The following is a 26,092-nucleotide window of genomic DNA, read 5'->3' as shown; positions in this document are numbered from 1 at the left end:
TCGTTGATCGACGCCATGGTTACGGCAGACCGTCTGCGTGCGCCGTCAGCCACTGCTGGACGGCCGTCTTGTCGTCCGCGGTGTACCCGGTGATCGGGTCATCCACGGTCTTGCCCAGCGAGTGGTCGCCCTGGAGGACGCGCTGGACCTGCTCCCAGGCCAGCTTGCCGGTGACCTTGCCGGAGATGTCGGTGATGCTCTTGATCACCGTGCCGTCCGCGAGCGCGTTGGCGATGTCGGTGGTCATGTCGCTGCCGAACACGACGACCTTTCCGGCCTTCTTCCCCGACTGGATCGCCTTGTAGGCGCCGAAGGTGGCCCCGCCGGACTCACCGTAGAACGCGTTGAGGTCAGGGTGGGCCTGCAGCTGGTTGGTCGCCACGCTGACGGACTTGTCCTCGGTCGTACCGGCCTGGTTCGACACGATCTGGTAGCCGGGCACCTTGGCCTTCAACGCCTCTTCGAAGCCCTGCCGGCGCAGCGTGCACACCTGGACGAACTCGCAGTTGACGACGGCGATCTTGGGGTGGGTGATCCCGGCCTTCAGGAAGTAGTCGGCCGCCGCGTTCCCCGTGTTCTTGCCGAAGGCGACCGGGTCGCCCTGGACGTAGGCCGACACGTACTTGCCGAGGTCGGCCTGGTCGATGCAGGTGTTGTAACAGATGACCGGGATGCCGGCCTTGGCCGCGGACCGGATGGCCGGCACCGAGCCGGTCTGGGAACTGGCCGAGATGATCAGGGCGTCCACTCTGGAACTGACCAGCGTGGAGACGAACGAAGCCTCCTTGGACGCGTCGTCGCCGGGGTTGCTCTCGACGAGTTTGAGCTTGGCGCCGGATGCCGAGGCGGCGGACCGGAACCCGGCCTTGACGCCGCCGTAGAAGCCCTGCGAGTCAAGGAAGACCGCGCCGATGCGCAGTGACTTGCCCTTCACCGATCCGCTGGAACCGGAAGAGCCTCCGCTCGCCGTGCCACTGCTGCACGCCGAGAGACCCACGAGGAGTACGAATGCGGCGGCGGCCGCGGCAAGCGCGGCCAAGCGCCGGGGACGTCTGTCCAACCCAAACCTCCAACACACGAGGAAGCCCATCGGCTTGCTGACCTGCCTCGATCGAGGCGGTGACCAGTGTTAACCTGCGCGATACAGCAAGTCAACATAAATTATGAAAATATATGGGAGGTGCCGGTGGAGGCTCGGACGTTGACCGCACCCGTCGCTCAGCACGGCGAGGGGCCGGTCTGGTGGCCCGACGGCCGCCTGCGGTGGGTGGACATGCTGGCCGGCGACGTACTGAGCCTGGAGGCGGACGGACGGGTCGAGCGACACCACGTCGGCGACGTGGTCGCGGCGCTGCGGCCGCGGATCGGCGGCGGCGCGGTCACCGGGGTCGAGCGCGGCTTCGCCCTGTGCGACCCGGACGGGTCAGTACGGACGCTCGAGCCGGTGTGGGGCGATCCGGGGGTGCGCATGAACGAAGGCGCGTGCGCCCCGGACGGCAGCTTCTGGTGCGGGTCGATGGCCTACGACGCCGGCCCCGGACGTGGTGCGCTGTACCGGCTGGCCCCCGACCTGTCGGTGACCCGCGAGCTGACCGATGTGACGATCTCGAACGGTCTGGACTGGCACCCCGACGGCACGACCGCCTACTACGTGGACACGCCGACGGGACGCATCGACCTGTTCGACTGGTCCCCCGACGATGGGCTGACCCGCCGGCGGACCTTCGCGGAGATCGCCCCGGCCGACGGCACCCCGGACGGGCTGACCGTCGACGGCGAGGGCGGCGTCTGGGTCGCGCTGTGGGGTGGCTCGGCCGTACGCCGCTACGCCCCCGACGGCCGGCTCGACGAGGTCGTCACCGTCGCGGCGCGGCAGGTCACCGCCTGCGCCCTGGGCGGCCCGGGCGGCGACGAACTGTTCGTCACGACATCGCGCGAGGGACTGGCACCCGATGACGACCCGCTGGCCGGCTGCGTCTTCCACGCGACCGTCGGGGTCCGAGGGCAGGCCGTGCGGCGGTTCGCCGGGTGACGCGCGGCGCCGGTCAGCGGCTCGCGGGCGGCGCGTGTGAGACCGACTTCTCGTCGACGAACCTGTCCGAGGCCGCGCGTACGAACTCGCCGTGGCTCAGGTGGCCGTCACCGTCGGTGTCGAGCAGCTCGAACAGCGCGGCGGCGTCGGCCTCGCCGGCGTTGTACCAGCTGCCCATGAGGCGGACGAACTCCTCCTCCCCCAGGCGGCCGTCGCCGTCGGCGTCGGCGAGCCGCATCACGTCGGCGAGCAGGGCGCGGAACACGTCATCGAAGACGCCCGGGTCGCCCATCACTCCACTGCCGAAGGCGGCGACGTACTCGTCCTGGCTGATCCGTCCGTCGTGGTCGGCGTCGGCGTGCCGGAGGAGCACCCGCCAGAACTTACGGCAGGAGCTCACGAGCGCACCGCGTTCGGGCGCGCCCGGGTTTCGCCCGAAGGCCTCCGCGAGCCGCGCCACGGCCGCTTCCAGGTCGGACCACTCGATGAACCCGTTGCGGTCGCGATCCCAGTGCTGGAACCGCAGCGCCAGCGCGTGCGCCTGGGACTCGGTGAGCGGCATGACGAGCCTCCCTGAAATGGACGTGCCTGGTCATGGTTGTAACCCGCGCCGCGCTCGACCTGCTACGGAAAGTGGCCATGTGGCCACTTTCGGCAATCCGCGCCGAGGTGCGGGATCCGCCCGTCTGCTCAGCCGGTGGCCGGGTTGGTGGCGTCCACGGCCGGGCGTAGCGTCTTGGCCAGGGTGACGCCGTCGCCGGTGGCCCAGAAGTGCATGGAGAACAGGCGGGGCCGTTCGTCGAGGCTGTGGTTGTGCCGCCAGGCGAAGTCGACCGCGTACGCCACGGTGGTCGTGGGGAAAGCGGGAGGCGATGTCGAAGACCAGGCTCGCCACCCAGGCGCCGATGGGCACCGTGGCCAGGATCGGATGGAACGGATGCCCGTACGGGCCGGCGCGGCGCTGACCGGCTGCATCGCCCGTGAGAACTGTGGTTCGCCGGTCACACCGACTCACCTCCGTTTCGCCAATGAGTATTGGACTTATCTCCGCCGGAGGTCGATACCCTGCGCGTGCTGAGTGCGTGCGGCTTTTTACCCACGGCGGCAGGAGATCACGTGGATGACGTGGCATCCGATCCGAACCCGCCCGTCCCGGTGGATACCGCCCTGAGGTCGGTCAACGTGCTGGGCGAGGAGACCCGGCGGCGCATGTACGCCTTCGTCCGCCGTGCCGGCCGGCCGGTGACCCGCGACGAGGCGGCCGCCGTTGTCGGGAGCTCCCGGAAACTGGCCGCGTTCCATCTGGACAAGCTGGTCGACGCCGGCCTGCTCCGCGCCCACTACGAACGCCCGGGCGGCCTGCGCAAGGTCGGGCGCCAGCCCAAGCGCTACGAACCGTCGGACGCCACGATCCAGGTCTCCATCCCCGAGCGCCGCCACGAACTCCTCGCCGACCTGCTCATGGACGCCGTCCTCACCGAGACCCGCGCCGAGGACGCTCAGCAGGCAGCCGTACGCGTGGCCGGGGAACGCGGTCACGACCTCGGCGCGACCGAACGCCGGACGACCCGCCCGGGACGCCTGGGCGCCGAGCGTGGACTGACGGTCTGCGAACGCATGCTGGAGCACCACGGCTTCGAGCCCGTCCGCGAGACCACCACGCGGCTGCGGCTGCGCAACTGCCCCTTCCACCCGCTCGCCGCCAAGGCACCTGGCCTGGCCTGCGCCATGAACCACGCCTTCATCACCGGCTACCTCGACGGCCTGCAGGTCACCGGCCTGCAGGCGGTCCTGTCACCCCAGCCCGGCGAATGCTGCGTCCGGCTCTCGCCCGCCGATGCCCGCGGGCGGGCCGGCAGAGACCGCACCTGACCGGACGGCGCCGCCAGGCGCGGCTCCTGGCATCAGCGGGCCGGCGCGCCTGGCGGCGGTGCGAGCGGGCGGGCGGTCAGCCGCGTACCGCGCTGACGATGCTGAAGACGGCCATGATCGCCATGACGGCGGCGGCGATGCGGCTGATCCAGGTGATCGGAATCAGCCGCAGCAGGTTACGGCCTCCCGCGATGGCCAGTCCGGCGACCGCCCACAGGCCCAGCACGCTGCCGATTCCCACGGCGAGTGGGTCGTGGTACTTGGCCGCGAGGTTCGCCGTCACGATCTGCGTGAGGTCGCCGAACTCGGCGACGAGGATGACCATGAAGCTCATGAACGCGACCCGCGGCAGGTTCGCGCTCCGCCCACCCGGCAGACCGTGATCCTCATCGTCCTCATGCCGCCCGCGTAGCAGCAGCACCGCGCCCAGCAGGAACAACGCCGCGACGACGCCCTCCAGGATCCGGTGGGGCAGCAGGCTGAGCAGGCTGCCCGCCGCGACCGCCAGAGCCGCGTGCACCGCGAACGCCAGTGCGACGCCGACGAACACGTACAGCGGGCGATACCGCGAACCGAGCACCAGGCTGGCCAAGGCGGTCTTGTCCGGAAGTTCGGCGGGGAAGATGATTCCGAACACGGTCGCCATGACGGCGATGTTCAAATCGGCTCCTTGGGGACAGGCCGAGCCGGAACGCAGGGGACGCTTCGGCACGGCAGCGGTCGGCTGCGGCCGAAGGTCTCGCTCAGCACAGTGCCGTCACGCCCTGTGCCCCGGTCGCCGGGTCCGCGGAAACGGACCAGTATGTCGACGCACCGGTGAGGGAGCTACTCCCCTTCGCCGGCAGGAACGTTAGCAGACCCCTGGTTCGGTCCTCCCACTCGGCGGCCCGAACCCGATGCGACGCAATCCGTCGGCCGCCGGGCGGTCGATGATGACGACGGAGGCCGCGCCGTGGGGCGGACGATCGTTGATATCGACGATCATTCGTCGCCAGCGACGGCAGTGGGCGGTGAAGCGGCGTGCGGAGACCAGACGTCGCCGGGTGCGCTGGCCCGCGAGCGCCGAGGTCGGCGTGACGTCGAGGAGCAGCAGGTGGAGGGGGCGGCGGTGACGTGCGGCCCAAAGACGGATGAGCGCCAACGTCATGCGTCTCGTTCCGCACTCGTGGACGACCACCGGGCCGGGCACGGCACTGATCGCGGAGCGAATGCGCCGGTAGTGATTGAGGTGTACGAGCGGCCGCCACAACGGATACGGAAATCGTCCGAGCCGACGCCGCCACCGGTCACGGTCGTCGTGCGAGTCGATGATCGCCACGCTGTCCTGCGCGGCACGGCCCGTCGCGGACCGGCCGGGAAAGACGCGGCGTAGCAGCGTGCTCTTTCCCGCGCCGGGAACACCGGCCACGAGAATGACCGCGTCGGACGGGTAGGCGACCTGCTCAATCGTCTTTCCGCGCAGGTCGAGAACGGTCGCGGAGGTCGGGGTTCGCTGGGTCATCACAGGCTCCGTCGATCAGTTGATCGCGAGAGCGATGTCCGGTTTCCACCGATCAGTAGCGCCGCGCCGGTCGCACCGTAGGTGACCGTGGCCGGCACCAGGAGGCCGCCCACCGCGGCGCCGACGCCGATGTCCTCTTGCCCGGAGGCGGCCCCGGTGGTCGCCGTGACCACCGGCTCAGGCGGTGCCGTTCCGAACGCGCCCCACGGCCATCGGCCTCGAATTCTCCGGATCGGCAGAATGAAGTGCCACACCGCCACAGCCCTCAACCTTCCGCGAGTCGCGGAGGTCGAAGCTGTCAGCGAGGAGCGCCGGCGACCCCGACCCCCAACGAACACGCCTCAGCGTCATCGTTCGGGATCGAAGGTCTCGCCCACCCGCCGGCCCGGCCACCGGGAACCTCACGGTTCCAGGATGTCGACGACCGGTTCACAGGGCTACTCCCCTTCGAGTTCGCCAGCATACAAGGCGGGGTGTGAGGCAAACGAGCGCTCACCGCTCTCACTTCGGCTAATCGGACGGCGGCGTCCGTTAACGTCCCGGCGTACGGCGTGCGAGAACAGTCCCGATCGGCGCCGAAGCATGGAGGCGATCTTGAAAGCAGTCACGATCCAGGCGTTCGGCGGCCCCGAAGGTCTGGCGGTCATCGACCTCCCGGTCCCGGCTCCCGCCGACGGCGAGGTGCTGATCGCCGTGGAGGCGATCGGCGTCGGCGGGGTCGACGCCGTGGTCCGCAGCGGCGCTCTCGCCGCGTACGGCTTCCGGGAAGGCCATGTCCCCGGCAGCGAGGTGGCGGGCACCGTCACCGCGGTCGGCGGCGGCGTCGACGCCTCATGGATCGGCCGACGCGTGTGGGCGTTCACCGGCGTGGGCGGCGGCTACGTCGAACACGCCATCGCTCCGGTCGAGGAGATCCTCGACCTCCCCGCGAACCTGCCGGCCGCCGACGCCGTGACGCTCGGCGGCTCGGGAGTGGTGGCCCACTTCGGGCTCTCCCACGCCCGTTTCACCCCTGGCGAGTCGGTGCTGGTGCGCGGCGCGGCCGGCAGCATCGGGATCATGACGGTGCAGCTCGCCGCCCGTGCCGGCGCCGGCGCGGTGGCCGTCACGACGTCGTCGGCCGAGCGCGGCGATCGGCTGCGCCGGCTCGGCGCGACCCACGTGCTGGACCGCTCCGGCGAGGGAGGCGAGGACGCTCCCGCGGGCTACGACGTCATCATCGACGTCGTCGCCGGCGCGGACATGTCTTCCTTCTTCGCCCGGCTGAACCCGAACGGTCGCATGGTGGCCGTCGGCGCGGTCGGCGGCCCGCCGCAGGCGGACTTCGGCATGACGATGATGGCGGCGTTCCAGAAGTCGATGTCGTTCGCCACATTCAGCTCCGCGACGGTGTCCCCGGCCGATCGACGCGCCGTACGGACGGAGCAGTTCGCCGCCGCGGGTCGCGGCGAGCTGGAGACGGTGGTGCACGAGCTGCTGCCGTTGGAGCAGGCCGTGCAGGCCCATCGGAAGATGGACGCCGGCGAGGTGTTCGGCCGGATCGTGCTGACACCGTGACCCCCGCGGTTCACACGGCCGAGAGGGGCGCGCTTCCACGGGCCGGCTCGTGGTATCACCTGTCGATGTGACGCTGGCGAGAAAGGGAACGCGAATCATCGTCGTCGACGGTGAGCGGTTCCGCTGGGTCGTCGCTCCGGATGACGAGCCGGGCCTGGCGATCGTCGTCGAGCGGGCCGACGGACCCGGCCGGCGGATGGTCACGTGGGTCGAGCACGGCACGGTCGTCGCACCCGGACTGGTCGCGTGGGTCATCCGCGAAGCGATCCGACAGGGCTGGACTCCTCGGGAGCGCGGCCGGCAGGTCACCTTCCGGGTCCAGGAGGCCGACCACGCCGCGCTCATCCGGTGGCCACCCGGCCCGTAGGACCCGGGAGCCGGCGGCGTCAGCGGCCGGAGATCAGGCCGGCCAGCCGGGCGTACGCCGACGTGCGGTCCCCGCCGCGGTCGCGGTTCTCCCGGCGGTCGGCGGTGCGGTACAGCGCGTAGATCAGTTGTACGCCCATCCACCGCAGCGGTTCCGGTTCCCACGGGCGGACCCGGCGGCCGACCCACGGCAGCGTGGTCAGTTCCGTGTCCTCGCGCAGGATCAGGTCGCGCAGCGTACGGCCGGCCAGGTTGGTCGTCGCCACGCCCGTGCCCACGTAACCGCCCGCCCAGCCCACGCCCGTCTCGTGGTCGACGTGCGCCGTCGAGCACCAGTCGCGCGGTACGCCCAGCACGCCGCACCAGGCGTGCTCGATCGTCGTGTCGGCCGCCGCCGGAAACAGCGCGGCGAGCATCCGCGCGAGCGCGGTGACCGTCTTCGGCTGGGTCGCGCCCCGCCGGTCCCAGCCCGAGCCGAACCGGTACGGTACGCCGCGCCCGCCGAGGGCGATCCGGCCGTCCGCGGTGCGCTGCGCGTAGATGTACGCGTGAGCGTGGTCGCCGAGCAGCTCACAGCCCGTCCAGCCGATGCGCTCCCAGGTGTCCTCGGGAAGCGGCGCGGTGACGATCATCGAGCTGTTCATCGGCAGCCACTGCCGCCGCTGGCCCGCCAGGCCGGCGGTGAAACCCTCCGTCGCCCGGATCACGTACTCCGCGCGCACGTCTCCCCTGGCGGTCACCGCCACGGCCGGGCGTCCCTCCGAACGCGGGCGGATCTCGGTGACCGTCGTGCCCTCGAAGATGTCCACGCCGAGGCCGGCGACGACGCGCGCCAGGCCCTGGACGAGCCGGGCCGGTTGCACCCGCGCGCAGTGCGGGCTGTACGTCGCGTCGAGCGCGCCGGCGACGCGCAGCCGTTCCTCCCGCTCATCGGGTGAGAGCAGGCGCAGGTCGGCCTCGGTGAAACCCTGGTCGCGCGCCGCGGCGAGCTCGGCGTGCAGCCGGCGCCGCTGGGCCGGGTTGGTCGCGACGTTCAGCACGCCGGACTTGACGATGTCGGCCTCGATGCCCTCGGCGGAGGCGACCCGGATGACCTCGTCGACCGCTCCGAACATGGCCCGCTGCTGCGCCACGACCGCCGCCTCGCCGCGGTCGCGGGCGTACCGCGTGGCGGAGCCGGCCAGCTCGGCGGTCAGCCAGCCCCCGTTGCGCCCGGAGGCGCCGAACCCGGCGAACTCCCGCTCCAGCACCGCGATTCGCAGCGAAGGCCGCGCGCGCTTCAGGTAGTAGGCGGTCCACAGACCGGTGAACCCGCCGCCGACCACGCACACGTCGTACTCACGCGCGCCAGGCAGCGGGGCGCGGGCGGACGGCAGGCCGGCCTGGCGGTACCAGAAGGAGACCTCGCCGTTCACGAAACCGGAGCCCACTCGCGGATCAGCCACGAAGCACCCTCCAAGCACCAAACCGCAACGAACGATACAGCTCAGGCCGAAAAGTCGCACGAGGTCGGCGGCACCGTACGGGCACAGCGTGCGTCTGACGACATAGCTGTATACGACCGAAAAAAGTCCGTTTCTAGGTTCTTCGAAGTGTTGCTAGTACGTTTTGCGTTCTGTCAAGGTATCGGTGCACACGTACCAGGTGTAGCGGGGCGGCTACCGGGCTCCGTACCGGCCGCCCACCGGTCGCGAGGCCCACGGGCCGGCACCGCGGGGAAACCGGCGTCGACAGGCCAGGACGTGCGCGACGAACCACAATCAGGGAACAGGGGAGATCCGTGCGTAATCGCCGGACCGCAATGCTCCGCGTCCTGCTCGCGCTCACGGTGTTGAGCGGGTGCGGGGGCTCGGGGCACTCGAGCAAGCCGTCATCGACGCCGGTCGACGGCCCGTCCGTCCAGTACACCCCGCTGAACCTCGGCCTGCCCAAGGAGGCGCTGAACGCGCCCGTCACCGGGAAGGTCCCCAGCGACAGGACGCTGCACATCGGCGTCACGCTCAAGATCAGCGACGCGACGTGGAAGCAGCTCGGCCACGGCAAGAGCACCACCGACGGCGCCAAGGGCCTCGCCGGCAAGCTGGGCGTCAGCGACGAAGAGCTGAAGAAGCTCAACCAGTACTTCGCCAGCGCGCACATCCAGGCCAAGCCCAGCAAGACGCGTACGAGCCTGACGTTCGACGCCAAGGCGGGCGTGGCGGGCCAGCTCCTGAAGACCTCGTTCGTGACGCACAAGCTCAAGGGCCGGAGCTTCTTCACGCCCGACCCGGCGCACCCGCCGATGGTCCCCACGCAGGTCGCGGGCTACATCCTGTCCGTCACGGGCCTGGACAGCTACAGCGAGGCGCCGCACTCCCGTGCCATGGCGTCGACGCCGCTGGCCACGCCCACGAGGGCCGGGCAGTGCCCGCAGTTCCCGCAGCGGATCGCGTCGAACCAGAAGGTCGCCGCCGCGTACGGCTATGACAAGCTCTGGCAGCAGGGCTGGCACGGCGAGAACATGACCATCAACCTCGTGGAGATGGACGGGTACGACCCGACCGACATCCAGAAGTACGTCGCCTGCACCGGGGCCCACATCTCCCTGCAGAACGTCAACCTCGGCGCCTCCGCCCCCACGCCCGGCGGCGAGGCGACGCTGGACATCGAGATGATCGCCGGCCTGGCCCCGAACGCCCGCATCGTCGACTACCAGGAGGACCCCGCGCTGCTGAGCACCGGCTCCGGGACCGACTCCTGGACGGCCTTCAACAACGCCCTGCAGCGCATCATCGACGACAACTCCGACAACCCCCGGCCGGGCAGCGCCGTCAGCATCAGCCTGGGCGGGTCGGAGGGTTACATGTCGCAGGCCACCATGCAGGCGGTGGACCAGAACCTGCGCATCCTGACCCAGGCCGAGCACATGACCGTCTACGTCGCCACCGGTGACTGCGGCGCGTACGGCGACCGGGTGTACGGGCCGCTCGACGTGTCCTTCCCGTCGACGTCCTCCTGGGCGGTCGCGGTCGGCGGCACCCACATGCAGTTCGCCCCGACGGGCGCCCGCACGCTGGAGGAGGTCTGGTCGGACCGGTCGGACCTGTCCAAGTGCGAGAACCAGTGGGGCAGCGGCGGCGGCGTCAGCAAGGTCTTCCCCAAGCCGTGGTACCAGACCGCGCCGGGCGTGCAGAACCAGTACAGCACCGGCTACCGGCAGGTGCCGGACGTGTCGGCGGCCGCGATCGACCTGCCGGTGGTCTACCGCGGCCAGTGGGTCGGGTTCGGCGGCACGAGCGCGGCCACCCCGATCTGGGCGGCCGGGATGACGCTGGTGAACCAGGGCCTGCTGACCCGCAAGCGCGTCTTCTGGTACGGGCCGGACACCTTCTACCACGTGGTCGGGCAGGGCGGCGCCAACACCCCGTACTTCGACGTGGCGACGGGCAACAACCTCTACTACCCCGCGACCGCCGGCTACGACCTGTCGACCGGCCTGGGCACCCCCAACGCCCCGAACCTGTTCAACATCCTGCTGAACTCGAACTGAGCCGGCGGGCAGGAGTCCGCTCCCGGTGCGGGGCCGTCACCGTACGGCCGCGCACCGGTCCCCGCGGCAGGTGACGCTCACAGGTCCGGGTCGGTGTCCTTGGCGCTGGCCACCGGCCGCAGCGGTTTGCGCAACGGCACGATCATCATGCTGAAGTCGGCCGAGGCGATGACCCGCTCCTCCACGTCGGTCACCCGGCACTCGACGACGATGAGCTGACGCCCCGCCTTGAGAAGGTCGGCCCGCGCGAACACCGTGTCGCCGTGCGGCCGCCCCAGGTAACGCACGTGCAGGTCGGCGGTGACCAGGCTCTGCCGCCCCGGTTCGAACCCGCTCCCCCGCGCCGCCGCCGTGCCCGCCGCCACGTCGATCAGCGTGGCGATCGCGCCGCCGTGCAGGTTGCCCGTGCTGTTGAACGCCTCCGGGCGTACCGGCATGGACAGGACGGCGTAGTCGTCCCCCATCTCCACGATCTCCAGGCCGAGCAGGTCGTGCAGCGGTGTGTCCCGGCGGAGCGCGGAACGCACGAACTCCCGGTCGGACTCGGGCAGGTCGACGATCCGGACTGTGCCGGAGGGCATCTCCGGCTGCCTGACCCGTTTGATCTCCGGCCGACCGGCCGCCGGGTCGCCGACGGCCGGCGCGTCGGTCATCTGCCGGTCCGGCGTCTGCCGCTCCGGCGTCTCCTGGTCCGCCATGTGCTGGTCCGTCATAGGACTCCTTCGACTCGCGCCGACGTCTTCACGCCCACGACGTGCGTACCCCGCTCACCGGGCACCGCCCCAGGATCCCAGCTTCCTGGACACCGCGCCCGTTCTGGACGCGGCCACGCCCCGGTATCGGCCGGTGCGCGGAACACGTCTCTCACGTGCGAAAACGCCGGTGACGCCACTCGATCGCCAGTCGATCGTCCGAAATGACGGCGTCCACGCCGACACGCCGCGCAATGTAATTAATTTGCAACCTCCACTTCGGCGAAACAGCCAGAACCCACCCCGATTTCGTTGCAGAGTGCCTGGATCTGATACTTCTACGGGGCAGCATCAGACATACGGATAGATACAGGGCGAAGGGGATCCGCCATGAAACATGCGCGTGACGAGGTGACCACGGCCGTCGAGGCCGCCACCCGTGTCCTCTCGATCAGCGGGCGTTCCGAACCTCCCGAATTCGAGAATCCCGACGTGAGCTGGGGAGAACTGGCGAGCGAAGGCGTCTGGGCGCCGACGCGCGACGGACAGCGCGTCCACATCGGCGTCGCGGGGGCGGCCGCCGAGGACCGTCTGGCCAGCGTGATCAGGCCCAGCATGCGCGTCTTCCCGGGGCTGGAGGCCGAGACCGACGTCATCGGCCAGACCACGACGGCCGGCGTCCGGTTCATCACCGTGTTGCACGGACCCGGCGCACCGGAGGAGTTCCGGTTTCCGCTCCGGCTCGGCGAGGGCCTCTCGCTGGACCCCACGCCCTCGGGCGGGTACGACGTGGTCCACGACCGCTACGGAGCGACGGTCGGCCGGTTCTACTCCCCCTGGGGCTATGACTCGCTGTACCGCGCGATCCCCGCGGAGTACCACCTGGAGGGCACGACGATCGTGATGACGGTGCGGCACCGGGACGCCGACGCCCTCTACCCGGTGCTCGCGGACCCCCACTACGCACGCTGACGAGCGGAACGCGCCGCGTACCGTGACGGTAGTGGCAGGATTAACGGCGACGCCGGCGTCGGGCCGACGCGAACGGGAGTCCCAGTGCTTTTCAGTCATGACACCGAGCACGCGCTCGGCAACGTGGTCGAGCTGGTCAACACCGGACCGGCGGCGACCGGTGACGAGCACCTGTCCGACCTCGTGGCGCTCCAGTCACTGGTCGAGCGCTGCGAGGTCAGCGACGTCCGCGACCTCGACGGCGACGACCTGGAGGCGGTCCTGCGCCTGCGCGACCGGTTCCACGACGTCTTCCGCACGCCGGACGACACCGGGCTGACCGTACGCCGGATCAACGCGATCATCGCCGAGGCGCGGACGATGCCGCACCTGACCGACCACGACGACTACGACTGGCACGTGCACTTCTCCGCCCCCGGCTCGCAGCTGGCCGAGCGCCTCGCCGCGGAGTGCGGCATCGCGCTCGCCTTCGTGGTGGCCGCCGGCGAGCTCGACCGGCTGCGCGTCTGCGAGGCCCCGGACTGCGACCGCGTGCTGGTCGACCTGTCCCGCAACCGCTGCCGCCGCTACTGCGACAGCCGTACGTGCGGCAACCGCATGCACGTGGCGGCCTACCGGGCGCGCCAGCGCGAGGCGGCCGCGGGCTGACCCGCCGGCTTCGGTAAGCGGCGAGCGCCCCACGAGCGGCGCGGGATCTTCCGCGGGCGCCGCGAGACGTAGACGAGACCGTCGCTCACCAGCACGTCGTGGACGGGCACTCCGTGGCGGGGCGGCCCGCCGCGCACCGCGCCGCCGTCCAGGGCGAACCGGCCGCCGTGCAGCGGGCACTCCAGGCAGTCGTCGACGATCGCGCCCTTCACCAGGAGCGCGCCGGCGTGCGGGCAGCGCAGACCGAGGGCGTAGAGGGCGCCGCGGGAGCGGCACAGCACGACGGGCAGCCCGTCGACGCGGCGGATCTCGCCGTCGGCCAGATCGCCGTCCGCGCACACCAGGACCAGCCCCGCGTCGTCGCGGCGGCGGCGGCGTCTCAGCATCCCCGCGACGCGCAGCATGATGCCGTGATCCTCTCGCACATCAACGGCGCGATCCAGCATGGTGGGGCCCGAGCGTGAGCGAGATCTCGAACGCGATTCGGTCCCGGGGGCCCCTCTTCGGTCGCCGCGCCCCCGGCCGGACGGATAATCTCTTTTCTCACGTAACGGGCATAGTCCCGTGAGCTGGGAGGTTCCGCTGACCACGCGAGCGCTCATCACCGGGATCACCGGGCAGGACGGCTCCTACCTCGCCGAGCATCTGCTGGAGCAGGGGTACGAGGTCTGGGGCCTGGTCCGGGGGCAGGCCAACCCGCACGTCTCGAGGCTGCGCAAGCACATCGGCGACGTGCGGCTGGTCCACGGCGACCTGCTGGACCAGGGCAGCCTCATATCCGCCGTGGAGAAGGTGCGGCCCGACGAGGTCTACAACCTCGGCGCGATCTCCTTCGTGCCCATGTCGTGGCAGCAGGCGGAGATCACCGCCGAGGTCACCGGGATGGGCGTGCTGCGCATGCTCGAGGCGATCCGCGTCGTCAGCGGCATCAGCGGATCGCGCACCCCCGGCGGCGGCCAGATCCGCTTCTACCAGGCGTCCTCCTCGGAGATGTTCGGCCAGGTGCGCGAGACGCCGCAGAACGAGCGCACGCCCTTCCACCCGCGCAGCCCGTACGGCGTCGCCAAGACCTACGGGCACTTCATCACGCAGAACTACCGCGAGTCGTACGGCATGTTCGCGGTCAGCGGCATCCTGTTCAACCACGAGTCGCCGCGGCGGGGCGCGGAGTTCGTGACCCGCAAGATCTCGCTCGGCGTGGCCCGGATCAAGCTCGGCCTGACCGACAAGCTCACGCTGGGGAACCTGGAGGCCCGGCGCGACTGGGGCTACGCCGGCGACTACGTCCGGGCGATGCGGCTCATGCTCGCCGCCGCGACGCCGGAGGACTACGTGATCGGCACCGGCCGCACCCAGTCCGTACGGGAGCTGGTCGAGCTGGCGTTCGCGACGGCCGGGCTCGACTGGCGCCACCATGTGATCACCGACTCCGCGCTGACCCGGCCCGCCGAGGTCGACCTCCTGTGCGGCGACCCGAAGAAGGCCCGTGACCAGCTCGGCTGGGAACCGGGCGTCACGTTCGAAGAGCTCGTCACGATGATGGTCGAGTCGGACCTGGCCCTGCTGTCCCGCTCCGACCGGCCGGCGGACGAGCCGCTCAGCTTCGACCACTGGTGAGCGGGGCCTCCAACGCGTGCGACGATGACCAGGTGCCCTCCGATCAGGTCGACACCGCCACCGGCCGGCTCACGCTCTCCACGGCGCCCGGCCGCTGGGTCCTCACCGCGACGGTGCTGGGCTCCAGCCTGGCGATGCTCGACGCCACCATCGTCAACGTCGCACTGCCCCGCATCGGGCGGGATTTCGGCGCCTCGCTGGCCGGCCTGCAGTGGACCGTCAACGCCTACACACTCACGCTCGCCGGGCTGATCCTGCTCGGCGGCTCGCTCGGCGACCGGTTCGGGCGCCGGCGGGTGTTCCAGATCGGCGTGATCTGGTTCGCCCTCGCGTCCGCGCTGTGCGGCGGCGCGTCGGACATCGGCGTGCTGGTCACGGCACGCGCCCTGCAGGGCATCGGCGGCGCCCTGCTGACACCCGGCGCGCTGGCCATCATCCAGTCGTCCTTCGATCCCGCGGACCGGTCACGGGCGATCGGCGCCTGGTCGGGCCTCGGCGGCGTCGCGGGCGCGATCGGCCCGTTCCTCGGTGGCTGGCTCATCGCCGCGGCGGGCTGGCGCTGGGCGTTCCTGCTCAACCTCCCGCTCGCCGCCCTCGTCGTGGCCGTCGCGGCGCGGCACGTGCCGGAGAGCCGTGACGAGTCCGAGCACCACGGCTTCGACGTGCTCGGCGCCGTCCTCGCGGCCGCCGCGCTCGCCGGTGTGACCTACGCCCTCACCGAGGCGCCCTCGGGCCCGGCCGCCGCCGTGGTGGTCGCGGCGGTGCTGGGAGTCGCGGCCGGCGTGGCCTTCGTGCTGGTCGAACGGCGACGCTCGGCCGGGCACGGCCCGAGCCCCATGCTGCCGCTCGGCGTCTTCGGCTCCCGCCAGTTCACCGCTGTCAACATCGTGACGTTCATCGTGTACGGCGGCATGGGCGTGCAGTTCTTCCTCCTCGTGGTCGACCTGCAGGTCGTGGCGGGCTACTCCCCCATCGTCGCGGGCACCGCGCTGCTCCCGGTGACGATCCTGATGCTCCTGCTGTCCGCCCGCGCGGGCGCGCTGGCCCAGCGGTTCGGGCCGCGGTACCTGATGACCGGCGGGCTGATCGTCGCGGCGGCGGGGATGACGCTGACGCTGCGCATCGGCCCGCATGCCTCGTACGTCGCCGACGTCCTGCCGGCCGCGGTGGTCTTCGGCCTCGGCCTCTCGGGTGTGGTCGCGCCGCTGACCGCCACGGTGCTCGCGACGGCCGACCCGCGGCACGCGGGCGTGGCCAGCGGGGTGAACAACGCCGTGGCCCGCGCGGCCGGTCTGCTGGCGGTGGCCGGCATCCCGCCCGCGGTCGGGCTCAGGGGCACCGCGTACAACGACCCGGCGGTGTTCGGTCACGGCTTTCACACGGCGATGGCGATCGCGGCCGTACTGCTCCTCGTCGGGGCGGTGCTGACGTTCCTCATCGTCCACGACGACGTGCTCAGCCCCGACCAGGCCACGGCCAGTCCGGAGTGCGAGTACAGCTGCCCGGTCGGCGCCCCGCCCCTCGAACCCGGCACGGCCGCGAACGCCTGACGGCCGTCGCGTTCACCCGGCCGACTGCCTCCGGCGGGCCGTCACCGGCCGGATCACCAGCAGCTCCAGTGCGGCGAGCGCGACGAGGGACACCAGACCGGTCACCGCCGGAACCGCGACCATGGTGATGAGGCATCGAGCGAGCGGGTCCTCCACGTAGCCCGGGTAGTAGGGCACGGTCATGATCGGGAGCAACGGGACGGCCAGGGCGACCAGTGCCCGCCGCCCGGCGGCGCCGCGCGCCAGCCAGACGGTGGCAAGCAGCGCCGCGCCCGCCAGGCCCGCGAGTCCGGCTTCCAACGTGACGCCCAGTGCCTCCCACACCATCGCCGTCTCGAAGAAGACCGCCACGGCCAGGAGGACGACAAGGCCGATGAGGCGCGGACGGCCGAGCACCTCCCGCCCACGGGCGGCACCGGGCCCGGCGAGGAGCGCGCCGGCCGTGATGAGGCCGAGCAGGAGAGGCGCGGCCGCTCCTGCTCCGGTGTAGTCGTCGTTCGCCGCGAGCACGGCGACGTTCAGGACGACGGCGCCGAGCACGGCGGCCGAGGTCGCCCGCGGGGCACCGCGCAGCGCGACGACGGCGGCGATCCCCCACGCAAGGTGGGACGGCGCCGAGTGGTACATGATCCACCAGCTCGAGCCGTGCGCGGCGGCGAAGGCCGCGTCCGGGAGCGACAGGATCGCCTGCGCGGCGTACCTGGCGGTGCCGGCGAGCAGGAGGAGCGGGGCGATGACGCCGAGCAGCGCGGTCGCGTCACGCCAGCCGCCGCGCGCGAGTGCGCCCGGCGCCCGACGGATCCGGATCCCGAGTCCGCCCCGCACCAGGTCGAGTACGTCGCGTACGGCCGGACGCGTCTGGTCCGGACCGGCCGCCGCGAGGAGCACGCCCAGCATCTCCTCCTCGTGCGCCCGGCGGTGCTCCGCCGGATACCAGCGGAGCCACCTGCGATAACGGTCTTCGAGAGCACTCATATGGGCAGACCTTCCTCGGGCTTGTCGGGCAAGAGGGAACCATCGAGCAGGGCGGTCGTCGTGCACTGGCGGCGCGTCACACGGCGGGGAAGGTCGCCTGCGCCCCGCGCAGCCGGGCCGGCCCCAGCCGCGCGGCAGCGGCCTCGGCCCGCCTCCGCAGCCGTTCGACCTCCGTCGCGAGCGCGGCGGCGCCGTCGTCGGTCAGGCGGTAGTAACGGCGCAACCGGCCGTCGACGACCTCCTCGCGGTCGGCGGCGACAAGGCCGTCGGCCTGCAGCCGGTCCAGCGCGGCGTACAGCGTGCCGGCGCGCAGCCGCACCCGGCCGTCGGAGATCTGTTCCGCGTCGCACATGATCCCGTAGCCGTGCTGAGACCGAGCGGCCAGAGCCGTAAGGATCAAGAACGTGGGCTCCTGCATCTGCCTGCTCATGTTGATCTTTATATACCGATGATCGGTCTATTGGCAATGGCGTCGCTCTCGAGCCCGACCTGACCTCGGACGCCGTGGGACAACCGGAACAGAGGCTGCGTGCATCGGCTTCTCGTGGGTACCCCGGAGCCATGACCGATTTGCAGCCACTTACGCAGTATGTTATTGATTCCGCCCATCAAGAGGTGGCGGACAAGGCACGGAAGAGCGTGCCCGCGCTGAGGATGGGCGCGGTCGCCGGCACCCTCGGCGTACTCGCCGCCGCGGCGTCCTACCGCCTGAGCGTCCTCCTGCTGGAGAAGGTGATGCCGTCGGAGGCCGCCGCACTGACGGCGACGGTCGCGTACGGCGGCGGCGCCGGTTGCGCCGCCATGATCACCCTCCGCCGGCTGCGGGAGACTCCAGCGCCTCTGCCGGTCGAGACCGCGCGGCGGTTCGCCGACGCGATCGCCGACCGGCAGTCCCCGGAAGTCGAACAGTGACCGGTCGCCCCGTACCGGGCCTGAGGTCGTAGGGGTGTTCTCCGGACGCGCCGTTCGGAGAACACCCCTGACCGAAAAGGCACGCAGGCGCTCATCAACGCTCAGAAACCAGCCGGGAGCATCCCGTGACCAGCCACAACCATCAGATTGCGGCATTTGGCCGGTGCCTCCCACATAAAGCCATCCATCCCGTTTAGCGAGATTTATCGGGGTACGTGAGGTGCACACCTGAACCAGACACACCAAGGGAGTGGATGCCATGACTGGGCCCATCGCCCAGCAGACCTCCGGCGGTTCGCCCAGCAGAGCAGGGGGCGGCTCCAGCAGTTTGGCCGATGTGGTGGACCTGATCCTGGAAAAGGGTCTGGTCATCGACCTTTACGCCCGAGTCTCGCTGGTCGGAATCGAGATCCTCACGGTCGACGTGCGGATCGTCGTCGCGAGTGTGGACACCTACCTGCGGTTCGCCGCGGCCTGCAACCGGCTCGACATCGCCCATGACGGAACGTCGCAGGGCCTGCCGCAGTTCGTCGGCGGCATGCAGGAGTCGGGCGCCAAGAAGAAGACCCGTGGCGCTCTGGAAGGAGCGCGGGAACGGCTCGAAGAGACCTTCGCCCCCTCGGACGACGAGGACGACGAGAAGAAGCAGCCCGCGCGGCGTCGCTCATCGAAGAAGAACGAGGAGGATGACGAGTGACCACCCCGCAGACATCCGGGGCGACCCAGTACGTCTACGGCATCATCCGTGCCGACGCCTCGATACCCGACGACCTCACCGGCGTGGACGACCAGCCCGTGTCGGTGGTCGCGCACGGTCCGTGCGCGGCCCTCGTCAGCGACCTGGCGCAGCAGCGTCCCCTGGGCGAGCGCGCCGACCTGCTCGCGCACCAGCGCGTGCTGGACGTGTTCGTCTCGGCCGGCGTGGACATCCTGCCCTTCCGGTTCGGAGCCGCCCTGGGCAGCCGGGAGGCCGTGGAGAAGGAACTGCTGACCGAGAACGGTGAGCGCCTGTCACAGGTCCTGGACGGGCTGAAGGGCCGGCAGGAGCTCCGCGTCAAGGCCACCTACGTCCAGGAGGCGATCCTGCGCGAGGTCATGACCGAAGAGCCGGAGGTGGCCGAGCTCAACGAACGCGTGCGCAACGTGCCCGAGGACGCCTCGGACGCCGTCTACTACGACCGCGTCCGGCTCGGCGAACTCGTCGCGCAGAGCGTCAAGCGCCGCCGCGACGAGGAGGGCGCCCGGCTGCTGGACGGCCTGGCCCCCGCCGCCTCGGCGGTCGCCGCCCACCCGCCCGTACGCGAGGAGGACGTGCTCGACGCGTCGTTCCTGGTGGAGCGGGGCAAGCTGGCGGACTTCCAGCGGGCCGTGGACGCGCTCGCCGGTGACACCGAGGGCCGGTTGACCCTGCGCCTCGTCGGACCGCTACCGCCCTACAGCTTCGTCCCGGAGGAATGAATGGGACTGTTCACAGGGCTGGTGACGTTCCCCCTGGCACCCGCGCGGGGGGTGATGTGGCTCGCCGGGGTGCTCAAGGAGCAGGCCGAGGCACAGCTGTACGACCCCGGCCGGATCGCCGCGGAGATGCAGCAGGTCGCCGATGACGTCGCCAGCGGAGCGATCACCGAAGAGGAGGCGGCCGAGCGGGAGGAGGATCTGATCCACCGCCTGCACGAAGGCCACAGACTCGGTTATCAGAGAGGCTAGCGATGCTCAGCGCGTCCGACGCCGCCGAAGTGGCGGCGCACCACGTCACCGAGATGACCGGCCGGTCCACCGAGGGAGTCGTCGGGATCAAGCGCTCCGACGACGGGTGGAGCGTGACCGTCGAGGTCGTCGAGACCCAGAGAATCCCCGACTCCGCCGACATCCTCGCCACCTATGAGGTCGAGGTCGACGCGGACGGCGAGCTGGTGTCCTATCGGCGCGTCGGACGCTACCTGCGCGGGCAAGTCGAGCGGAAGTGAAAGAGGCTGAGCACATTGTCGGAGATGTCATGGACGGGATCGCGTTCGGCCGCTCGTCCGATGGCGGGCGAGCAGCCGAGCGCCAATCTCGCCGACCTTCTCGAGCGCATCCTCGACAAGGGAATCGTGATCGTCGGGGACATCCGGGTGAACCTCCTCGACATCGAGCTGCTGACCATCAAGCTGCGGCTGCTCGTCGCCTCGGTCGACCGCGCCAAGGAGATGGGCATCGACTGGTGGGAGCACGATCCCTCGCTGTCCTCCCGCGCCTCGCGCGGTGAGGTGAGCGACGGCCAGGACTCCTCCCGCGAGGCGCTGGAGGAGGAGAACCGGCGGCTGCGGGAACGCCTGGCCGCGATCGAGGAGCACCCCCACGACGGCGACACGCCCGCGGACGGCGCCGCCGGAGACGGAAAGCGCACGACGTCCGCGCGATCGGCGAGCACGAGGAAGCGTAAGAACAGTGACTGACTCTTCCGAAAACGCCGTCTACCTGTACGGCGTCACCCGGGGGCTGGATCTCGCGGCGCTGGGCGGCTCGCCCGGCGTGGCGGGCGCCGCGGTGCGCGACGTCGTCGCCGGCGACCTCACCGCCCTGGTCAGCACCGTACGGCTGGACGAGTACGGCGAGGACGCCCTGCGCGCCAACCTGGAGGACCTGGGGTGGATCGAGGCGACCGCACGCGCGCACCACGCCGTGGTCGACCGTGCCGCCCGCCTGGCCCCGACGGCGCCCGTGCGGATCGCCACCGTCTACCACGACGACGAGCGCGTGGCGCAGGTCCTCCACGAGGGACGCGAACGGTTCGGCGCGGCGCTGGACCGGATCACGGGCCGCTCGGAGTGGGGGGTCAAGGCGTACGCCCACCCGGAGGACGAACGGCCCGAGGAGGAGGCGATGACGCCGGCCGCGGGTACCGGGGTCGGCACCGCGTACCTGCGGCGACGCCAGGAGCAGCGGCGCCGCCAGAACGAGGCGGGGCGCCGGCTCACCGAGCGCGCCCAGGCCATCGACGCCGAACTCCGGGTCCACGCGGTGGCGGTGCGGAGGCATCCCCCGCAGGATCCGAAGCTGTCCGGGCACCCCGGCACGCCGATCCTCAACATGGCGTACCTGCTGGACGACGCGCGGGTGCCGGAGTTCCAGGCGCTGGTGCGCGAGATCGGCGAGCGGTCGCCCGGCATCGAGATCGAGGCGACGGGGCCCTGGCCGCCGTACTCCTTCATCGAGACGGACGGGGGGTGAGCGATGACGGTCCCTCTCGACGTCGGCCCGACCGGCAACGGAACCGAGCGCGTCGCGCTCGTCGACCTGCTCGACCGGCTGCTGGCCGGCGGGGCCGTCCTGACCGGCGACCTGGTGATCTCCATCGCCGAGGTCGACCTCGTCCACGTCTCGCTACGCGCACTGATCATGGCCGTACGCGACGGCGACGGCATGTCGGAGGGAGATGAGCCGTGAGCCGTTCCGACGACCGCGCCCCGGTGACCGGGAACGTCACGGCGACGGACCTGACGACCGGCGACCCCGTCACCGACGCCATCCTCCACGGCCGCACGCCGCCAGAGGAGACGCCGGCCCGCACCGGCTCCGGCACGTCCCGCACGATGCAGCGGCTGCACACCGACCCCGACACCGTAGAGCGTGACCTGGTCAAACTCGTCCTCACGCTGGTTGAGCTGATCCGGCAGCTCATGGAACGCCAGGCGATACGCCGTGTCGAGGGCGGCGGGCTGTCCGAGGACCAGGTCGAGCAGCTCGGCCTCGCGCTGATGCGCCTGGACGAGGCGATGGGCCGGCTGAAGGACCACTTCGGCCTGGACGACCACGACCTCAACCTCGACCTCGGCCCCCTCGGACCGCTGCTGCCGGAGCACTGAACGCCCGCCGGCTCGCCCGTCGACCATGGCGGCGGGCCTCTTCACGTCCTGGGGATACGAACGAAGACCGGGCGGGATCCGGCGCGAGGGCCGGATCCCGCCCGGGACCGTGTGTCATCTTCTTCTGCGGGAGCGCCGGAAGAGCCAGCCACCGAGGATCAGCGCGACGACGGGCAGGGCGCGTATCCCGACGAATCCCACGATCGCGCGTAGAACCTTCATGAGCCGGGCGAACGCCAGAGTGTGCAGGACCTTGCGCAGACCCGGCAGCTTGAGCGCGCCCATCACCGAGCCCTGCAGCGCCTTCTTCGGGGAGGGCACCTGTCGCACCTTGCCCATCGAACCCTTGACGCGCTCCGGCGAAGCCGTTTCCGTCACCTTGCCGACCGGCGTCGATTTCTCAGCCATATGCCATCTCCTTATTCAGGGGTTCCGCCTCTTCAGCCGTCATACCCGAGAGGCGAGAACCATTCATGAGAAGCGCCTCGCATCCATCATGACCAACGTTTGGTGGCCGAGAAAACACCCGGAGTGACATTCTGCTGCGACCTTCTTAACCGGTGATTGTTCTCCGCATGAGCGGGTACCCCACGACCGGCGGCCCCCGGCGCCGAAGCCGGGGTCCTACGAGGAAGGACACTGAGATGGCGACGCGATCGGCCTCCAAGAAAGACACGAAGAAACCCACTGAACACACCAATCTCACTCGTCTGAAGGAGCTGAAGGGCACCGTGGAGACTGCGACGAAAACCGTGAAGGCGGCCACCAACGCGGTCAACCGTGGAAAGGCAGCCCCGAAAGCCGCGATAAGCGCGGCCAAATCACTGGGATCCGGCGGCTCGACCGCGAAGCACGCCGTTTCCGGCGGCCTCGACACGCTGAAGAAGGCCGGCGAGAAGGTACTCGGCAAGAAGAGCGGTCAGACGAGCGAGAACCCCTCCAAGATCACCAACATCCTCGAGGAGATCGACGTCGGGGCACCGCGCCGGCTCGTCTACGACCAGTGGACCCGATTCCAGGACTTCCCGGGGTTCACGAAGAAGGTCGAGGGCACCGAGCAGGTCTCGGACGAGAAGCTCCGGTGGAAGGCGAAGATCTTCTGGTCGTCCCGCTCATGGGAGTCCACCATCATCGAGCAGATCCCCGACGAACGGGTCGTCTGGCGCTCGACGGGCGCCAAGGGACACGTGGACGGCGCGGTGACCTTCCACGAGCTGACCCCGGACCTCACCCGCGTCCTGCTCGTCCTGGAGTACCACCCGAAGGGCCTGTTCGAGAGGACCGGCAACCTGTGGAGAGCGCAGGGCCGGCGGGTCCGGCTGGAACTCAAGCACTTCCAGCGGCACGTGATGGCCCACGCGGTGCTGGCCAAGGAGGACGACACCGAGGGCTGGCGCGGCGAGATCCGCGACAGCGAGGTCGTCAAGAGCCACGAGACCGCCGTGGCCGAGGAGAAGAAGCAGCAGAACAACGACAAGTCCGGCGGCGCCGGCGACACCGGCAAGTCGAGCGGCTCCACCCGCTCCCGGAAGTCGTCGAACACCGGCCGCTCGTCGAACACGAAGCGCTCCTCCAGCAGTTCGCCCTCCAGCAGCTCGTCCTCCGGCGGCTCATCGAGCAAGGGCTCGTCCTCCGGCACGAAGCGCTCCTCCGGCACCCGAAAGACCTCGGACAAACAGGAGAACTAACCCACCGCCGGGTCGCAGACCCCTCCCGCCCAGGGGCGCCATCCCACTTCCATTGTCCAGCGCCGCGGTCTGAGCAGGGAAGGGCGGCGGGGGGCTGTGGAAAAACCGGCGCGGGGACAGCCCGGTAAGCGGCCCGGCGCCGGTGGTACGCGACGGCCTTCGCGGAAAGACATGGGGCTTCCTGGCCGAACACCATCAGGCAGGCGCGCGGGAGTCCGGACGCGCCCCGGACAGGTCGTCGACGTTGATAACCGGCAGGACAGCGCCAGACCGACACTCCGCTCCGAGCGAGCCCATGCCGGCGCGTCGGCCTTCCGTGTCTGCGACCTGCCGATTATCGGCGTCGATGATCGGCCGGGGGCGCGCCCGATTGCTAGGCGACCCGCCGCCGCGGGATCGCCGGAGACGCCCACCCGAGCTCGGACGCCGAAGGGGTCGGCTCAGCCGCGGCTCTTGGCGAAGGCGAGGAAGTCGCGGGCGACCGGAGGCAGGGGGCGGCGCATGTGGACCAGGCCGATCGTCGTGGTGATCGGGGGCATGAAGGAGCGGACCGCGAGGCCGTCGACGGCCTCCACCTGGTTTCGGTACCACATTAACGACCCGACCCCGGCGCGTACCCACGTGAGCCACGCCCCCCGCTCGTTCGACTCCACCGCCGGGATCGGGGTGACGCCGATGCGGGCCAGCACGCCGTCCAGCTCGGTTCGCCGGGCGCTGCCCCGGGCCGGCATGACCAGGCGCAGGCCGTCCAGTGCCGACTGCGGGACCGGCTCGCGCAGGTTCAGCCCGGGCGGGGAGATCAGGACGATCTCCCGCTGTTCGAGCGGATGCGCCGCCAGGTCGCCGGGCACCGGCAGGTCGGTCAGGGCGAGGTCGGCGCGCCCTTCGCGTACGGCGGCGCCCACCGACTCACGGCCGTCACACCGGACCACTCGGATGCGAGCGGCGGGCTGTTCGCGGGCGAACCCCGGCAGCAGCCGTGCGGTGAGCTCGGGCTCCAGGGAGGACGTCGAGGCGACCCGCAGTTCGCCGGGCCGCCCGCCGGCGGGCGCGGCGGAGAACGCCTCGATGGCGTCGACCGCCCTCAGGGCATCGCGCGCGTACCGGACGATCTGCTCCCCGGAGTCGGTGAGCGCGACACCGCGACCGGCTCGGGCGAACAGCTCGACGCCCAGCTCGCGTTCGAGCTCCCTGATCGCCCGCGACAACGCCGGCTGTGCGACGAACAGGGCCTGAGCCGCCGCGGTCATCGTGCCGTGGTCGGCGGTCGCCACGACATAGCGCAGCTGCCGCAGATTCATGGCACGACGGTAGGGCAAGGCGCCGTGCCCAGTCCTGGACATAGCCGGAATGGGCCCGGACATTCACGGGGCGCGGTGACACGCCCCGGAATCGGCGGAAAAGGTGTGATCAGTCGAGGTCGGCGCCGTACGTCTGTTTCACCACGTCGAGGTGGTGCCACGACTCCCCGACCCAGACGCCCGGCACCGCGCGAACCGCTTCGAGCGTGCTCAGCAGCACGTCGCGGGAGGTGGCGTCGATCCCACACACGAGGTCGTACCGGCCGAAGCCGGTGACCACATAGTTGATCCCGGAGAGCCGGGCGATGCGGCCGGCCGCCGTGTCGACATCCGACGAGACGCGGACGCCCACTCCGGCGAGTTCGCCGGAGCCGAGGGCGCGCGAGTCGACGATCCCGCTCACGTGGATCACTCCGGTGCGCATGAGCCGTACGGCACGCGCGCGGGTCGCCGCCTGGGACAGGCCGACCACTTCGGCCAGCCGGGTGTACGGGGTGCGGCCGTCGCGCGTCAGCTCGCGCAGCAGCCGCCAGTCGATCTCGTCGAGCGACACGTCGGGCAGTTCGGTGACGACGGAGTGCGCGTCCTTCACCACGGAGATGACGCGGAAGACCTCGACTCCGCGCACGCCGGGCAGCGAGCGCACACCGTCGACCTCCTGGGCGAGCTTGGCGTCGTCACGGACGCGCACCTCGGCGACGACGGCGTGCGCCCCCGTGGCCAGGGCGGCGAACCAGGCCGCCGACTTTCTGGCCACGGCGTCGACCACATGACGCGCCGGACCGTCGACGTCGATGAAGATATGCCCGATGGCGCCGGTTCCGATCACGGATGCGTGCACGATGCCGACCACGCGCACGATCCCTGAATCCAGAAGATGCTGCACGCGCGTGCGCACGGCCGTACGCGACAGGCCCACACGGTCGGCCAGCGCCTGGAAGGTCGCCCTTCCATCCCGCTGCAGCTCGCGTACGAGCACAGCGTCGACCGCATCCAGCACGGGGGTCCTCCTCAGAGCCTGTATGTTCCTGC

The 26,092-nt window shown here is 70.7% G+C and carries 32 protein-coding genes; 19 read left to right on the top strand and 13 right to left on the bottom strand.

All coding sequences use genetic code 11. From position 1 onward, the window contains the following. Positions 1-19 precede the first annotated feature (19 nt). Positions 20-934 carry a substrate-binding domain-containing protein gene (locus ACQEV1_RS22220; protein WP_433395735.1) on the bottom strand — a complete coding sequence of 305 codons (915 nt, stop codon included), beginning with the start codon at positions 932-934 and terminating at the stop codon, positions 20-22. Positions 935-1,201: 267 nt separating this feature from the next. Here ACQEV1_RS22220 and ACQEV1_RS22215 point away from each other — a divergent pair, with 267 nt between their 5' ends. Further along, positions 1,202-2,032 (top strand): SMP-30/gluconolactonase/LRE family protein, encoded by an 831-nt coding sequence (locus ACQEV1_RS22215; RefSeq protein ID WP_433395733.1) that lies wholly within the window; start codon positions 1,202-1,204, stop codon positions 2,030-2,032. 13 nt (positions 2,033-2,045) lie between these two features. Here the strand turns inward: ACQEV1_RS22215 and ACQEV1_RS22210 are convergent, their stop codons facing one another. Together ACQEV1_RS22210 and ACQEV1_RS22205 are read right to left on the bottom strand one after the other, a co-directional pair. Next, entirely contained in the window at positions 2,046-2,594 is a 549-nt protein-coding gene (locus ACQEV1_RS22210; protein WP_433395731.1) for an EF-hand domain-containing protein, read from the bottom strand. A 128-nt stretch (positions 2,595-2,722) separates the two neighbouring features. After that, on the bottom strand, positions 2,723-2,878 hold the full coding sequence (locus tag ACQEV1_RS22205; protein ID WP_433395729.1) for a DUF1259 domain-containing protein: 156 nt from the start codon (positions 2,876-2,878) through the stop codon (positions 2,723-2,725). Between the two features lie 270 nt (positions 2,879-3,148). Between ACQEV1_RS22205 and ACQEV1_RS22200 the strand changes: the two genes are divergently transcribed. Then, complete coding sequence (locus tag ACQEV1_RS22200; RefSeq protein WP_433395727.1) at positions 3,149-3,904, top strand: helix-turn-helix transcriptional regulator; 756 nt, start codon at positions 3,149-3,151, stop codon at positions 3,902-3,904. A gap of 76 nt (positions 3,905-3,980) precedes the next feature. Here the strand turns inward: ACQEV1_RS22200 and ACQEV1_RS22195 are convergent, their stop codons facing one another. Together ACQEV1_RS22195 and ACQEV1_RS22190 are read right to left on the bottom strand one after the other, a co-directional pair. Continuing rightward, positions 3,981-4,565, bottom strand: coding sequence for a TMEM165/GDT1 family protein (locus ACQEV1_RS22195; RefSeq protein WP_285619633.1), 585 nt, complete (start codon positions 4,563-4,565; stop codon positions 3,981-3,983). A 189-nt stretch (positions 4,566-4,754) separates the two neighbouring features. After that, positions 4,755-5,405 (bottom strand): AAA family ATPase, encoded by a 651-nt coding sequence (locus ACQEV1_RS22190; protein ID WP_285619634.1) that lies wholly within the window; start codon positions 5,403-5,405, stop codon positions 4,755-4,757. A gap of 594 nt (positions 5,406-5,999) precedes the next feature. Between ACQEV1_RS22190 and ACQEV1_RS22185 the strand changes: the two genes are divergently transcribed. Together ACQEV1_RS22185 and ACQEV1_RS22180 are read left to right on the top strand one after the other, a co-directional pair. Next, positions 6,000-6,962, top strand: a complete 963-nt coding sequence (locus ACQEV1_RS22185; protein WP_433395724.1) for a zinc-dependent alcohol dehydrogenase family protein — start codon at positions 6,000-6,002, stop codon at positions 6,960-6,962. Positions 6,963-7,029: 67 nt separating this feature from the next. Then, complete coding sequence (locus tag ACQEV1_RS22180; RefSeq protein ID WP_433395722.1) at positions 7,030-7,329, top strand: hypothetical protein; 300 nt, start codon at positions 7,030-7,032, stop codon at positions 7,327-7,329. Positions 7,330-7,348: 19 nt separating this feature from the next. Here the strand turns inward: ACQEV1_RS22180 and ACQEV1_RS22175 are convergent, their stop codons facing one another. Next, on the bottom strand, positions 7,349-8,773 hold the full coding sequence (locus tag ACQEV1_RS22175) for an NAD(P)/FAD-dependent oxidoreductase (protein WP_433395720.1): 1,425 nt from the start codon (positions 8,771-8,773) through the stop codon (positions 7,349-7,351). Positions 8,774-9,108: 335 nt separating this feature from the next. On the opposite strand from ACQEV1_RS22175, the gene ACQEV1_RS22170 reads away from it, so the two are divergent. Further along, positions 9,109-10,857: a S53 family peptidase gene (locus ACQEV1_RS22170; protein WP_285619642.1), complete on the top strand. Its 1,749-nt coding sequence runs from the start codon at positions 9,109-9,111 to the stop codon at positions 10,855-10,857. Between the two features lie 77 nt (positions 10,858-10,934). Here ACQEV1_RS22170 and ACQEV1_RS22165 read toward each other — a convergent pair whose 3' ends face one another. Beyond that, complete coding sequence (locus ACQEV1_RS22165; RefSeq protein ID WP_285619644.1) at positions 10,935-11,570, bottom strand: PaaI family thioesterase; 636 nt, start codon at positions 11,568-11,570, stop codon at positions 10,935-10,937. Between the two features lie 369 nt (positions 11,571-11,939). Here ACQEV1_RS22165 and ACQEV1_RS22160 point away from each other — a divergent pair, with 369 nt between their 5' ends. Together ACQEV1_RS22160 and ACQEV1_RS22155 are read left to right on the top strand one after the other, a co-directional pair. Further along, positions 11,940-12,521 (top strand): hypothetical protein, encoded by a 582-nt coding sequence (locus tag ACQEV1_RS22160; RefSeq protein ID WP_433395717.1) that lies wholly within the window; start codon positions 11,940-11,942, stop codon positions 12,519-12,521. An 84-nt stretch (positions 12,522-12,605) separates the two neighbouring features. Continuing rightward, positions 12,606-13,169, top strand: a complete 564-nt coding sequence (locus tag ACQEV1_RS22155; RefSeq protein WP_285565785.1) for a CGNR zinc finger domain-containing protein — start codon at positions 12,606-12,608, stop codon at positions 13,167-13,169. Here ACQEV1_RS22155 and ACQEV1_RS22150 read toward each other — a convergent pair. Continuing rightward, entirely contained in the window at positions 13,133-13,573 is a 441-nt protein-coding gene (locus tag ACQEV1_RS22150) for a Rieske (2Fe-2S) protein (RefSeq protein ID WP_433395715.1), read from the bottom strand. The two genes, ACQEV1_RS22155 and ACQEV1_RS22150, sit on opposite strands and share 37 nt — an antisense overlap. Before the next feature lie 178 nt (positions 13,574-13,751). Between ACQEV1_RS22150 and ACQEV1_RS22145 the strand changes: the two genes are divergently transcribed. Both ACQEV1_RS22145 and ACQEV1_RS22140 read left to right on the top strand, forming a co-directional pair. Continuing rightward, positions 13,752-14,786, top strand: a complete 1,035-nt coding sequence (locus ACQEV1_RS22145; RefSeq protein ID WP_285620090.1) for a GDP-mannose 4,6-dehydratase — start codon at positions 13,752-13,754, stop codon at positions 14,784-14,786. Between the two features lie 32 nt (positions 14,787-14,818). Then, a complete protein-coding gene (locus ACQEV1_RS22140; RefSeq protein WP_433395713.1) occupies positions 14,819-16,336 on the top strand; it encodes an MFS transporter in 1,518 nt (505 codons plus the stop codon). Positions 16,337-16,348: 12 nt separating this feature from the next. On the opposite strand, the gene ACQEV1_RS22135 is transcribed toward ACQEV1_RS22140, so the two are convergent. Together ACQEV1_RS22135 and ACQEV1_RS22130 are read right to left on the bottom strand one after the other, a co-directional pair. Further along, positions 16,349-17,311 (bottom strand): hypothetical protein, encoded by a 963-nt coding sequence (locus tag ACQEV1_RS22135; protein WP_285565790.1) that lies wholly within the window; start codon positions 17,309-17,311, stop codon positions 16,349-16,351. Between the two features lie 76 nt (positions 17,312-17,387). After that, positions 17,388-17,741 (bottom strand): PadR family transcriptional regulator, encoded by a 354-nt coding sequence (locus ACQEV1_RS22130; RefSeq protein WP_433395710.1) that lies wholly within the window; start codon positions 17,739-17,741, stop codon positions 17,388-17,390. Between the two features lie 131 nt (positions 17,742-17,872). Between ACQEV1_RS22130 and ACQEV1_RS22125 the strand changes: the two genes are divergently transcribed. The 9 genes from ACQEV1_RS22125 (at position 17,873) to ACQEV1_RS22085 (ending at position 22,071) form a co-directional block, all read left to right on the top strand. Next, the gene (locus ACQEV1_RS22125; protein ID WP_285565793.1) at positions 17,873-18,223 is read left to right on the top strand and encodes a phage holin family protein; all 351 of its coding nucleotides are present in this window, start codon (positions 17,873-17,875) and stop codon (positions 18,221-18,223) included. Positions 18,224-18,482: 259 nt separating this feature from the next. Beyond that, positions 18,483-18,920 (top strand): gas vesicle protein GvpJ, encoded by a 438-nt coding sequence (gene gvpJ / locus ACQEV1_RS22120; protein ID WP_285619655.1) that lies wholly within the window; start codon positions 18,483-18,485, stop codon positions 18,918-18,920. Continuing rightward, entirely contained in the window at positions 18,917-19,681 is a 765-nt protein-coding gene (locus tag ACQEV1_RS22115; protein WP_285619657.1) for a GvpL/GvpF family gas vesicle protein, read from the top strand. The genes gvpJ and ACQEV1_RS22115 overlap by 4 nt, the downstream gene beginning before the upstream one ends. Further along, the gene (locus tag ACQEV1_RS22110; RefSeq protein ID WP_285565798.1) at positions 19,682-19,930 is read left to right on the top strand and encodes a gas vesicle protein GvpG; all 249 of its coding nucleotides are present in this window, start codon (positions 19,682-19,684) and stop codon (positions 19,928-19,930) included. Positions 19,931-19,932: 2 nt separating this feature from the next. Next, positions 19,933-20,190, top strand: a complete 258-nt coding sequence (locus tag ACQEV1_RS22105) for a gas vesicle protein (RefSeq protein WP_285565800.1) — start codon at positions 19,933-19,935, stop codon at positions 20,188-20,190. Positions 20,191-20,250: 60 nt separating this feature from the next. After that, positions 20,251-20,661 (top strand): gas vesicle protein, encoded by a 411-nt coding sequence (locus ACQEV1_RS22100; RefSeq protein ID WP_433395706.1) that lies wholly within the window; start codon positions 20,251-20,253, stop codon positions 20,659-20,661. Next, a complete protein-coding gene (locus ACQEV1_RS22095; RefSeq protein ID WP_285619661.1) occupies positions 20,654-21,436 on the top strand; it encodes a GvpL/GvpF family gas vesicle protein in 783 nt (260 codons plus the stop codon). Before ACQEV1_RS22100 ends, ACQEV1_RS22095 begins: the two co-directional genes overlap by 8 nt. Before the next feature lie 3 nt (positions 21,437-21,439). Then, positions 21,440-21,652: a gas vesicle protein gene (locus tag ACQEV1_RS22090; RefSeq protein ID WP_433395704.1), complete on the top strand. Its 213-nt coding sequence runs from the start codon at positions 21,440-21,442 to the stop codon at positions 21,650-21,652. Further along, positions 21,649-22,071 carry a gas vesicle protein K gene (locus ACQEV1_RS22085; protein WP_285619665.1) on the top strand — a complete coding sequence of 141 codons (423 nt, stop codon included), beginning with the start codon at positions 21,649-21,651 and terminating at the stop codon, positions 22,069-22,071. Before ACQEV1_RS22090 ends, ACQEV1_RS22085 begins: the two co-directional genes overlap by 4 nt. Before the next feature lie 114 nt (positions 22,072-22,185). Here the strand turns inward: ACQEV1_RS22085 and ACQEV1_RS22080 are convergent, their stop codons facing one another. After that, complete coding sequence (locus ACQEV1_RS22080) at positions 22,186-22,479, bottom strand: hypothetical protein (protein ID WP_285619667.1); 294 nt, start codon at positions 22,477-22,479, stop codon at positions 22,186-22,188. Between the two features lie 323 nt (positions 22,480-22,802). On the opposite strand from ACQEV1_RS22080, the gene ACQEV1_RS22075 reads away from it, so the two are divergent. Beyond that, complete coding sequence (locus ACQEV1_RS22075; RefSeq protein WP_433395701.1) at positions 22,803-23,759, top strand: SRPBCC family protein; 957 nt, start codon at positions 22,803-22,805, stop codon at positions 23,757-23,759. A 440-nt stretch (positions 23,760-24,199) separates the two neighbouring features. Here the strand turns inward: ACQEV1_RS22075 and ACQEV1_RS22070 are convergent, their stop codons facing one another. Both ACQEV1_RS22070 and ACQEV1_RS22065 read right to left on the bottom strand, forming a co-directional pair. Then, positions 24,200-25,060, bottom strand: a complete 861-nt coding sequence (locus ACQEV1_RS22070; RefSeq protein WP_285619671.1) for a LysR family transcriptional regulator — start codon at positions 25,058-25,060, stop codon at positions 24,200-24,202. A gap of 109 nt (positions 25,061-25,169) precedes the next feature. Then, the gene (locus tag ACQEV1_RS22065; protein ID WP_285565813.1) at positions 25,170-26,060 is read right to left on the bottom strand and encodes an Lrp/AsnC family transcriptional regulator; all 891 of its coding nucleotides are present in this window, start codon (positions 26,058-26,060) and stop codon (positions 25,170-25,172) included. Between the last annotated feature and the right edge of the window lie 32 nt (positions 26,061-26,092).

The organism is Actinoallomurus sp. CA-142502 (assembly GCF_050936355.1).
Lineage (GTDB): Bacteria > Actinomycetota > Actinomycetes > Streptosporangiales > Streptosporangiaceae > Actinoallomurus > Actinoallomurus iriomotensis.
Note: the sequence above shows the minus strand (reverse complement) of the source record. Positions and strands in the feature narration are given on the sequence as shown.